Annotated in this window: 1 protein-coding gene; it reads left to right on the forward strand. The window is 32.9% G+C overall.

The window, feature by feature from the left end; translation table 11 throughout:
* The first annotated feature begins 8 nt into the window (after positions 1-8).
* Positions 9-338 (forward strand): hypothetical protein, encoded by a 330-nt coding sequence (locus F955_RS16790; RefSeq protein ID WP_228127703.1) that lies wholly within the window; start codon positions 9-11, stop codon positions 336-338.
* Positions 339-653 lie beyond the last annotated feature (315 nt).

Below are 653 nucleotides of genomic sequence, written 5' to 3' on the forward strand. Positions count from 1 at the left end.
TGGAAGGGATTCATCTGCTGTATCTCGAAATAAATAAGATATTTAGCTTATCATGTCAGCCTATTTGCAACAGTGCCCTAAGTATTGTGTTTTTGGGGCTAACGTTAATTGGTTATACCAACGCAGCAACCCTATTGAACAATAAGATGAAACATACTCTGTATTTACATTCAATATTAGTAATTTTGCTGTTTGCCACAGACTTAATCTTCGGTAATAAGGATCTATTGTTTACTATTTTAAGAAATGTAGGTTTCTTTGTAGTGTTGCAATTTGGAGTCTATCTTTATGTGAAAAAACAGCCAATGAGCTTTAAAGAATTTCTAAAATTAACATAATACACCTTATACGAAATACTTGATATTTATCATTAAATTTCAGTATATTAGATCAAGCCGTTGTGGGGCATAGGGTACCAGAGCGGCTTTTTATTGATTATTTATGTTCCACGCTTAAAATTCGAACAATGTTTCATGATTTTTATAAGTTAAACTAAATTTAGTTGCCAATCCCAATAAGCTATTCACTAACTTGTAAATATCGGTATACCGCCTGACGACTAATCCCAAAAGCTTTGGCACTGTTGCAAATAGGCTGACATGATAAGCTAAATATCTTATTTATTTCGAGATACAGCAGATGAATCCCTTCCA

The organism is Acinetobacter schindleri CIP 107287, assembly GCF_000368625.1.
Taxonomy (GTDB): Bacteria; Pseudomonadota; Gammaproteobacteria; order Pseudomonadales; family Moraxellaceae; genus Acinetobacter; species Acinetobacter schindleri.